At 72.6% G+C, this 9,898-nt stretch carries 8 protein-coding genes and 1 riboswitch; of the genes, 3 read left to right on the top strand and 5 right to left on the bottom strand.

Translation table 11 applies throughout. The features are described from left to right. Positions 1-4: 4 nt before the first annotated feature. A complete protein-coding gene (gene dnaK / locus AB0E88_RS25975; RefSeq protein WP_361634916.1) occupies positions 5-1,924 on the bottom strand; it encodes a molecular chaperone DnaK in 1,920 nt (639 codons plus the stop codon). Between the two features lie 210 nt (positions 1,925-2,134). On the opposite strand from dnaK, the gene AB0E88_RS25980 reads away from it, so the two are divergent. Then, positions 2,135-2,845, top strand: coding sequence for a DUF4142 domain-containing protein (locus tag AB0E88_RS25980; RefSeq protein ID WP_361634944.1), 711 nt, complete (start codon positions 2,135-2,137; stop codon positions 2,843-2,845). Here the strand turns inward: AB0E88_RS25980 and AB0E88_RS25985 are convergent. Together AB0E88_RS25985 and AB0E88_RS25990 are read right to left on the bottom strand one after the other, a co-directional pair. After that, entirely contained in the window at positions 2,842-4,485 is a 1,644-nt protein-coding gene (locus tag AB0E88_RS25985) for a glycoside hydrolase family 13 protein (protein ID WP_361634919.1), read from the bottom strand. The two genes, AB0E88_RS25980 and AB0E88_RS25985, sit on opposite strands and share 4 nt — an antisense overlap. Before the next feature lie 85 nt (positions 4,486-4,570). Next, positions 4,571-4,930 (bottom strand): metalloregulator ArsR/SmtB family transcription factor, encoded by a 360-nt coding sequence (locus AB0E88_RS25990; protein WP_361634921.1) that lies wholly within the window; start codon positions 4,928-4,930, stop codon positions 4,571-4,573. A 138-nt stretch (positions 4,931-5,068) separates the two neighbouring features. Then, positions 5,069-5,257, top strand: a riboswitch (cobalamin riboswitch). A gap of 28 nt (positions 5,258-5,285) precedes the next feature. Between AB0E88_RS25990 and AB0E88_RS25995 the strand changes: the two genes are divergently transcribed. Then, on the top strand, positions 5,286-6,386 hold the full coding sequence (locus AB0E88_RS25995; RefSeq protein ID WP_361634947.1) for a HoxN/HupN/NixA family nickel/cobalt transporter: 1,101 nt from the start codon (positions 5,286-5,288) through the stop codon (positions 6,384-6,386). On the opposite strand, the gene AB0E88_RS26000 is transcribed toward AB0E88_RS25995, so the two are convergent. Together AB0E88_RS26000 and thrS are read right to left on the bottom strand one after the other, a co-directional pair. Next, positions 6,383-7,348 (bottom strand): nucleoside hydrolase, encoded by a 966-nt coding sequence (locus tag AB0E88_RS26000; RefSeq protein WP_361634924.1) that lies wholly within the window; start codon positions 7,346-7,348, stop codon positions 6,383-6,385. The genes AB0E88_RS25995 and AB0E88_RS26000 overlap by 4 nt on opposite strands. Before the next feature lie 45 nt (positions 7,349-7,393). Then, positions 7,394-8,632 (bottom strand): threonine--tRNA ligase, encoded by a 1,239-nt coding sequence (gene thrS / locus AB0E88_RS26005; RefSeq protein WP_361634927.1) that lies wholly within the window; start codon positions 8,630-8,632, stop codon positions 7,394-7,396. Positions 8,633-8,863: 231 nt separating this feature from the next. Between thrS and AB0E88_RS26010 the strand changes: the two genes are divergently transcribed. Continuing rightward, positions 8,864-9,646 (top strand): hypothetical protein, encoded by a 783-nt coding sequence (locus AB0E88_RS26010; RefSeq protein ID WP_361634929.1) that lies wholly within the window; start codon positions 8,864-8,866, stop codon positions 9,644-9,646. Positions 9,647-9,898 lie beyond the last annotated feature (252 nt).

Genomic DNA, 9,898 nt, shown 5'->3' on the forward strand with positions numbered 1-9,898 from the left:
GTCCTCAGCCCGCCTCCCGCTTGTCGTCGTCGACGATCTCCGCATCCACCACGTCATCCTCGGCCGGACCACCGGAGCCACCGCCGGAGGCAGCACCACCGGAACCACCGCCGGACGCAGCGCCACCACCGGAGCCATCCCCGCCGGAGGCAGCGCCACCGCCGGAGGCATCCGCGCGGCCCCGCTCGTACATGGCCGTACCGATCTTCTGCGCCGCCTGAGCCGCCTTGTCCACCGCGGCGCGGATCGCCCCCGTGTCCTCCCCCTTCAGCGCCTCCTTCAGCTCGGCCAGCGCCTCCTCCGTCTCCCTCCGGGCGTCCGCCGGGATGTTCTCCGGGTTGTCCCGGATCAACTGCTCCGTCCGGTAGAGGAGTTGCTCCCCCTGGTTGCGGGTCTCCGCCGCCTCGCGCCGGCTCCGGTCCTCCTCCGCGTGCTGCTCGGCCTCCCGCACCATGCGGTCGATGTCGTCCCGCGGCAGCGCGGAGCCCCCGGTGACGGTCATCTTCTGTTCCTTGCCGGTGCCGAGGTCCTTCGCGGAGACGTGCATGATCCCGTTGGCGTCGATGTCGAACGCCACCTCGATCTGCGGCACCCCGCGCGGCGCGGGCGGCAGTCCGGTCAGCTCGAACATGCCGAGCTTCTTGTTGTACGCCGCGATCTCCCGCTCCCCCTGGTACACCTGGATCGTCACCGACGGCTGGTTGTCCTCCGCCGTCGTGAAGATCTCCGCACGCCGCGTGGGAATGGTCGTGTTGCGCTCGATGAGCCGGGTCATGATGCCGCCCTTGGTCTCGATGCCGAGCGAGAGCGGGGTGACGTCCAGCAGCAGGACGTCCTTGACCTCCCCCTTGAGCACACCGGCCTGCAGCGACGCGCCGACCGCCACGACCTCGTCGGGGTTGACGCCCTTGTGCGGCTCCTTGCCCGCCAGCCCCTTCACCAGCTCCGTCACGGCCGGCATCCGCGTCGACCCGCCGACCAGCACCACGTGGTCGATGTCCTTGACGGAGATCCCCGCGTCCCGCACCGCGTTCTGGAAGGGCCCCTCGCAGCGCTGCAGCAGATCCGCCGTCAGCTGCTCGAACTGCGCCCGGGTGAGTTTCTCCTCCAGATGCAGCGGCCCCTGCGCGGAGGCGGTGACGTAGGGCAGGTTGATGCTCGTCTCCGTCGACGAGGACAATTCGATCTTCGCCTTCTCCGCCGCCTCCCGCAGCCGCTGCACGGCCATCTTGTCCTTCGACAGATCGACGCCGTAGTTGTTCCTGAACCCGGTGACGAGGTGGTCGACGATCCGCTGGTCCCAGTCGTCGCCGCCGAGGTGCGTGTCGCCGTTGGTCGCCTTGACCTCGATGACACCGTCGCCCATCTCCAGCAGCGACACGTCGAACGTGCCGCCGCCGAGGTCGAAGACGAGCACCGTCTGGTCGTTGCCCTTGTCCAGCCCGTACGCCAGCGCCGCCGCCGTCGGCTCGTTGACGATCCGCAGCACGTTCAGGCCGGCGATCTCCCCGGCCTCCTTCGTGGCCTGCCGCTGGGCGTCGTCGAAGTACGCGGGCACGGTGATCACGGCGTCCGTGACGTCCTCCCCGAGGTACGCCTCCGCGTCCCGCTTGAGCTTCTGCAGCACCCGCGCGGAGACCTCCTGCGCGGTGTACCGCCTGCCGTCCACGTCGCCGCTCTCCGGGAACCGCCAGGAGTGGTCGCCCACATGCCGCTTCACGGACCGGGCCGTGCGCTCCACGTTCGTCACCGCCTGCCGCTTGGCGACCTCCCCGACGAGCACCTCGCCGTTCTTGGCGAAGGCGACGACGGACGGGGTGGTGCGGGCGCCCTCCGTGTTGGTGATGACGGTGGGCTCGCCGCCCTCCAGGACCGCGACCACCGAGTTCGTGGTGCCGAGATCGATTCCGACCGAACGCGCCATCGGGCTCTCCCTTCTCGGGTGCCGTAGCTGCCGGGGCTGCGGACGTGACCTCACATACCTGCATAAAACGCGAGCCGACCGCCGTCAAGGAAGATTTTTTACGGCGCCGCCCGAACACAGACGCCCCCGGCCGCGTACTCCTGTGCGTCCGACCGGACGACGACAGGAGGCATGGTGCGACTCTCGCGGACCGCGACGGGAACCCTTTTCGTGGGCGGTGCCCTCGGCCTGACCCTCGTCGCACTCGCCTATCCCGCCATGCTGGGCCTGCAGACGGTGTCCAGCGACACCTCACGGGTGATCGCCACCACCCAGTGGGGGCCGCTCACGGAAGGCGACCGCGACTTCGTGGTGAAGGTGCGAGCGGCCGGCCTGTGGGAGTACCCCGTGGGTCAGATGGCCCTGAAGAAGAGCACCGACAAGGCAGTCCTCACGGCGGGCCGGCACCTCATCGACGGGCACGCGGCCCTGGACATCACCTGCCGCAGGGTCGCTCCGATGCTGAACATCACGCTGCCCAACCTGCCCAGCCCCCAGCAGCAGGGATTCGTCGCCACCCTCAACGCGGACAGCGGCCGGCAGTTCGACTCGGACTTCGCGAACATCCTGCGGATCACACACGGCTCGATCTTCAACACGATCGCGAAGATCCGCTCCACGACGAAGAACACGCTGGTGCGCGCGCTGGCCGACCAGGCCAACGACACCGTCCTCGACCACATGACGGTCATGGAGAAGACCGGCCTGGTCAACTTCGACCAGGCCCTCTTCCAGCAGACCGCCCCACCGAAGCTGCCCTCGAGCGACGTCACGCCGCCGCCCCCCGCCGGGGGCCAGCCGCAGGTGGTCCTCACCCCGCCGCCGAACCCGACGTCCGTCCCGGTCCCCCTGCCCGGCGACCCCTCCCCGACGGTGCGCTAACCCAGCCAGACCGTGGTGCCCGGGCCGAGCCGGCCGTCCTCCAGCGGGGCACTGGCGAGCAGCACCTCACCGGGCGGCAGCGGCACCGCGCGCTCCGACAGGTTGGCGACGCACCGCCAGCCCTGGGACCGGGCGAAGGCGAGCACACCGGCCGGGACGTCCTCGGCCCACCGCAGCTCCTCGCCCTCCGCCAGCTTGCGGCGCAGTCTCAGCGCGGCCCGGTACAGCTCCAGCGTCGAGCCCTCCACCCCGTCCTGCGCCTGCACGGCGTACGACGCGAAGGACGGCGGCTGCGGCAGCCAGGCGCCGCCCGCGCCGAAGCCGTACGACGGGCCGCCGGTCGTCCACGGCAGCGGCACCCGGCAGCCGTCGCGGCCCTTGCGGACATGGCCCGTCTGCTCCCAGATCGGGTCCTGGAGCACCTCGGCCGGCAGCTCGGCGACCTCGGGCAGCCCCAGCTCCTCGCCCTGGTAGAGATACGCCGAGCCGGGCAGCGCCAGCATCAGCAGCGTCGCCGCGCGGGCCCGGCGCAGCCCGGCCGCCGGGTCGATCCGGGGCGCGTGGCCGCCGGACAGCAGCCAGGCGTTGTCGTCGGTGCCCGGCGGCAGCATCAGCCGGGAGGCGTGCCGGACGACGTCGTGGTTGGACAGCACCCAGGTCGCCGAGGCGCCGACGGCCCGCGCGCCGGCCAGCGACGCGGTGATGACCTCGCGCAGCGCGTCCGCCTGCCAGGGGGCCTGCAGATACTCGAAGTTGAACGCCTGGCCCAGCTCGTCCGGCCGGGCGTACAGCGCGCGGCGCTCGCCCGGCACCCATGCCTCGGCGATGGCCGCGCGGGGCGGGGAGTAGGCGTCGAGGAGGCGGCGCCAGTCCCGGTAGATCTCGTGCACCTCGTCGCGGTCGTAGAAGGGATGGCTGCCCGGGGGCAGCACCGTGAGGGCCGCCTCGTCGCTCAGTTCGGGCGCGCCGAGGTCGCGCAGCGGCTCGGACAGGTCCTTGGCCAGGGCGTGCGCGACGTCCACCCGGAAACCGTCCACGCCGCGGTCGGCCCAGAAGCGCAGGGTGCGCCGCAGGTCGGCGCGGACCTCGTCGTCGGCCCAGTTCAGGTCGGGCTGCTCACGGGCGAACAGATGCAGGTACCACTGCCCGTCCGGCACCCGCTCCCAGGCGCTGCCGCCGAACACCGACTGCCAGTCCGAGGGCGGCAGCTCCCCCTCCGCGCCACGCCCCTCGCGGAAGACGTACCGCTCCCGGGCGCGCGAACCGGGCCCGGCGCGCAGCGCCTCCTGGAACCAGGCGTGCCGGTGCGAGGTGTGGTTGGGGACGATGTCGACGACGACCTTCAGGCCGAGCCGGTGCGCCTCGGCGACCAGGGCGTCGAAGTCGTCCAGGGTGCCCAGGCGCGGGTCCACGGCGCGGTGGTCGGCCACGTCGTAGCCGCCGTCGGCGAGTTCGGAGGGGTAGAACGGGCTCAGCCACAGCGCGTCGGCGCCGAGCGCGGCCAGATGGGTCAGGCGGCCGGTGATGCCGCGCAGGTCACCGAGCCCGTCGCCGTCGGCGTCGGCGAAGCTGCGGGGATAGACCTGGTAGACGACGGCCTGCCGCCACCAGGCGGGGTCGCGGGAGGAGAGATCGGGCACGCGGTCTCCGTTCGCCGGTTCGGGCACGACAGGGAGATGACTGTCCACTTCGCCGCCCGGGGGAACGTGTCCGCGTCCGCCCGGGTCAGGCGCCGTCGGCGGTGCAGCGCGCGAGCAGTGTCCGTACGTCCGGGTCGACCACCCGGTAGCGGACCACCCGGCCCTGCTTCTCGCCCGCCACCGTGCCCGCCGCCCGCAGCAGCCGCAGGGCCTGCGACACGGCCGGGTCGTTCATGCCGGTCGCGATGGCCAGGTCGGACACCGCGAGCGGGCCGGTGCGGTGCAGGGCGAGCAGGAGAGCGAGCCGGTTGGGGTCGGCGAGCAGCGAGAAGCGGTCGGCCCAGGCACGCACGTGGGCGGCGTCGCCGATGGCGGCGATGGCGTCACAGACACGGTGACCGTCGATGGTGCGGCGGTCGGCGCGGTCGTCAGGCACGAGGTGCATGCCCGCATTCTCCCGCCCCCGGTCGGCCCGCCGCCCACGGGCCCGCACGACCGGGCGGCCCGCCCCCTCCGCGATCTCCGCTCTGTGATCTTGGATACCTGCTCAGCTGTGCAGCTATGCAGGAGACCCTCCGCACCCCTACCGTGGGCGGGCCGTGGTGTTCGGGAAGCCGGTGAGAAACCGGAGCGGCCCTCGCCACTGTGATCGGGGAAGTTCTCGTCCCGTCCGGTTCACGCCGGGCCACTGGTCTTCAGGACCGGGAAGGCAGGGACGGCGGACGCACCAGCCCCGTCAGCCAGGAGACCGGCCACGGCAGCTCACGAAGTGATCCACGAGGTGCTGGAGCGTGAACCGGATGACCCTGCCCGACCCTGCCCCGACGACGCCCGCGAACGCCACCTTCAAGTGGCGCCGCGAGGACACCGTCAAAACCGCCGGACTGCTGGCCGCCATCGCCGCCCTGCACGTCGCCGCCTTCGGGATCCTCTTCCTCCTCGTGGTGCCGGGCCACTACGAGGTCGGCTCCAAGGCCTTCGGCATCGGCCTCGGCGTCACCGCCTACACCCTGGGCGTACGGCACGCCTTCGACGCCGACCACATCGCCGCCATCGACAACACCACCCGCAAGCTGATGGCCGACGGCAAACGCCCGGTCTCCGTCGGTTTCTGGTTCGCGCTCGGCCACTCCAGCGTCGTCGTCCTGCTGGCGCTGCTGATCGCGGGCGGCACCTCCCTCGCCGGGAAGGTGATGAACGAGGGCTCGACCACCCACCAGGTGCTCGGCTTCCTCGGCACGACGATCTCCGGCACGTTCCTGTATCTGATCGCCGCGCTCAACCTGGTCGCCCTCTTCGGCATCCTGAAGGTGTTCCGGGCGATGCGCGCGGGGACGTACGACGAGCGGGAGCTGGAGGCGCACCTGGACTCGCGCGGGTTCATGAACCGCATCCTGGGCCGCCTCACCAAGTCGGTCTCCCGACCCGGCCAGATGTACCCGCTCGGCTTCCTGTTCGGCCTCGGCTTCGACACGGCCACCGAGGTCACGCTGATGGTGATGGCGGGCTCCGGCGCGGCGGCGGGCCTGCCCTGGTACGCGATCCTCTGCCTGCCCCTCCTCTTCGCCGCCGGGATGAGCCTGTTCGACACCCTCGACGGCACGTTCATGAACTTCGCCTACCAGTGGGCGTTCTCCAACCCGGTCCGCAAGGTGTTCTACAACCTCGCCATCACCGGCCTGTCCATCGCGGTCGCCTTCGTGATCGGCACCATCGAGCTGGTCGGCGTCCTGCACGACAAGTTCGGTCTCGACGACGGCGTCACCGGCTGGATCGCCGGCATCGACCTGGACAACGTCGGCTACCTCATCGTCGGCCTGTTCGTCCTGGTGTGGGCGGCGGCCCTGACGTACTGGAGGCTGGCCAGGGTGGAGGAACGCTGGACGGCCTCGGCCGACTAGCGTTCGACCGTCTCCAGGTACAGCTTCACATAGCGGTCGACGTCGACCTCCAACGCCACGTCCACCAGCGGCTGTTCACGGGCGCCCTCATGGATCTCGGACTCGCCGGGGCGCGGGCGCCGGTCGACGATCGTCTGCCCGCGGCCCGGGCCCGGGGCCAGCGACACCTCCACCGGCAGCAGCCGCGTCGTCAGGCCCGCCGGATCGGCGACCGCGCACACCGCGCCCGCGTCACCGAGGCCGCCCGCCTCCTCCGCCTCGGGCTCGCCGCCCTGGGTGGTGGGCCGGTGGGCGAGCAGCTCACCGGCCAGCCGGGTGCCGGGCTCACCGCTCGCCCGCATCCGGTGCACATCGGTGCCCGGCACGACCACCCGCATGAACACGTCCAGCCCGTACATGGTGATCGGCACCCCCGCGGTCAGCAGGATCGCCGCGGCCTCCGGGTCGTGCCAGACGTTGAACTCCGCGACCGGCGTGGCGTTGCCGGAGGCGACCGCACCGCCCATGAAGACGATCCGCTCGATGTTGCGGGTCACCTCGGGATGGGTGCGCAGCAGCAGTGCGACGTTCGTCAGCGGCGCCGTCGGGATCAGGGTCACCGGCCGCTCGCTCGCGAGGATCTCGCGGCGCAGCAGCGTCACCGCGTCCACGTCGGCGGGCCGGCGCCTCGGCGCGGGCAGCCCCAGGTCGCCCATGCCGTCATGACCGTGGACGTGCCGCGCCGACCGCGCCGGCTCGACCAGCGGACGCTCGGCACCCCGCCCCACCGGGATCTCCGGCGCCCCCGCCTGCTCCAGCACGGTCAGCGTGTTGCGCACGACGCCGTCCACGTCCGTGTTCCCGGCGACACACGTCACCGCGCGCAGATCCAGACCGGGATGACGTACGGCGAACAGCAGGGCGAGGGCGTCGTCGACACCCGTGTCGCAGTCGATGATCACGGGGATGGGTTGACCGGCCACCACGAGCTCCTTCCGTCGTCCCCCGACCATAAGCGCCCGGGCCGCTCAGCCCCACAGATCCGCCCCGCGCGCCGCCACCACCCCCACCACCCGCCGCACCAGCTCCGCCACCGGCACCTGCGCCCGCCGCCCGTCCCGCAGCCGCAGCGCGACCTCCCCGGCCGCGTCCTCCCGGGCACCGACCACCACCTGATACGGCACGAGCCGCGCCGCCCGGATCCGTGCCCCCAGGCTCCCCTCCACGGCGACCTCGGCGCGCAGCCCGGCCCTCTCCGCTTCCCTCACGACCTCCCGGGCCCGCTCCTCCTGCTCCGCCGACACCGGCAGCACGACCAGCTGCACCGGCGCCAGCCAGGCGGGAAAGGCACCGCCGTGCTGCTCGATCAGGTGCGCGACCACCCGCTCGACGCTGCCGATGACACTGCGGTGCACCATCACGGGCCGGTGCCTGCCCCCGTCCGCGCCGACGTACGACAGCCCGAACCGCTCCGGCTGATGGAGGTCGATCTGCACGGTCGACAGGGTCGATTCCCGGCCCGCCGCGTCGGCGACCTGCACATCGATCTTCGGCCCGTAGAACGCGGCCTCCCCCGCGGCCTCCTCGTGCTCGATCCCCTCCAGCACCTGGCGGAGCATGCCGGTCGCCCGCCGCCACAGCTCCGGGTCGGCGACGTACTTGCCGCCCTCCCCCGGCAGCGACAGCCGGTAGCGGGCGCCCCGGATGCCCAGGTCGGCATGGGCGCGGGCGATCAGCTCCAGCGCGGCCCGGGCCTCGCCGACGGCCTGGTCCGGGGTGCAGAAGATGTGCGCGTCGTTCAGCTGAATGGCCCGCACCCGGGTCAGACCCCCCAGCACCCCGGACAGCTCGGACCGGAACATGCCCCCCAACTCGGCCACCCGGTACGGCAGTTCCCGATAACTGCGGGACCGCGACCGGTAGACGATCGCATGATGGGGACACAGACTGGGCCGCAGCACGACCTCCTCCGCCCCCAGCCGCATCGGCGGGAACATGTCGTCGCCGTACAGCTCCCAGTGCCCGGAGATCTCGTACAGCTCCCGTTTGCCGAGCACGGGCGAGTACACGTGCCGGTAGCCGGCGGCGCGCTCCAGGCCCCGGACGTAACTCTCCAGGGTGTGCCGCACGACGGCCCCGTCGGGCAGCCAGTACGGCAGTCCCGCCCCGATCAGCGGGTCGGTGCCGAACAGGTCGAGCTCACGGCCGAGGCGACGGTGATCATGCATGACGGGCTCCTCTTCCTCCGACGGGACGAGCCCCCGCACGCCGAAAGCCCCGGGGCACCCGCCCCGGGGCTTTCGCGACATCGCTCAGCGCGCCGGGACACTCTCCGGCGTCGTCGTGGACAGGACCTGTACGCGCTGCACACGACGACGGTACCGAGCCGCCCCGGCCTGCGCGAGCGCATTTGTCGCCCGGACGGTCCTGTGCGCTGGTCGCCCGGCGATCACGGTGCTGACCTGGACGTACGCACCCCGCCCCGCCCAGGAGCCCCGATGCCCCGACCCCCGGTCCCCGCAGCCCTCGCCCTGACGCTCGCCGCCGGCACCCTCCTGACCGCCACCGCCTGCTCGGGCCGCTACCTCGACATGGAGGAGGCTCCCACCGGCACCCCCACCACGTCCTCCGCCCCCCGCACGGCACCGGCCTCCCCCACCACCACGCCCGCGCTGACCACCGCCCAGGCCCAGGCGGTCCTGGTCACCGAGTCCGACCTCGGGCCGGCCTGGACGCCCACGCGGGGCGCGGCGACCTGGCGGGACGGCATGCTGAAGACGACGGGCGCACCCGGCGACTGCGCCCGCTTCCTCGACGCCCTGTACGCGGACGAACTCCTCGGCTCCCCGGCCCGCGCGGTCGTCGGCCTCGACAACACCGACACCGGCGCCCAGATGCGCTACCAGGTCTCGGCCCAGCCGCCCGCCGACGTCGACCGGACCCTGGCCTGGCTCGCGACGGTGCCGCAGACCTGCGCGCACTTCACCGCGACGACGGGGCGGGGCGTGGCCCAGGACGTCCAGATCTCCGCCGCCTCCCTGCCCCCGGTCGGGGACGCGAGACAGGGCCTGCGCGTCACGGTCACGGCCCCGCCGGCCGAGGGCACGGAGGACCCGACGGTCCTCACCCTCGACGTGGCGGTGGTCCGCCAAGGCCCGGACGCGTTCACCCTGACCAACGGCGGCCTCTCCGACGTCCCCTCCGACGCGACCCAGGTAGCGGTCCAGCTGGGAGCACTACGCCTGGCGGAAGTCCGCAAGCAGGGACGAGCGCAGGTGTAGCCGCCGACAGGAACGTCGACGAGTGCGGGCACGCCGTGGCCGGTCGCGCAGTTCCCCGCGCCCCTAGGTGTCTACGGTGACCGACCGCCTGAACGGACCGCCCGCCCCGCGCCCCGCACCGGACCCGCAAGGGGCGACGGCCCGCACCCGCGTACGGCGGGAAGGGGCCGGGGTGGGGGGTGTCCGCCCGCAGCGGCCGGCACCGGCGGAGGGTGCCCTCGTCGGAAACGGCCGGCCGGACCGAGGACGGAC

This window comes from Streptomyces sp. NPDC028635 (assembly GCF_040637635.1).
Classification (GTDB): domain Bacteria; phylum Actinomycetota; class Actinomycetes; order Streptomycetales; family Streptomycetaceae; genus Streptomyces.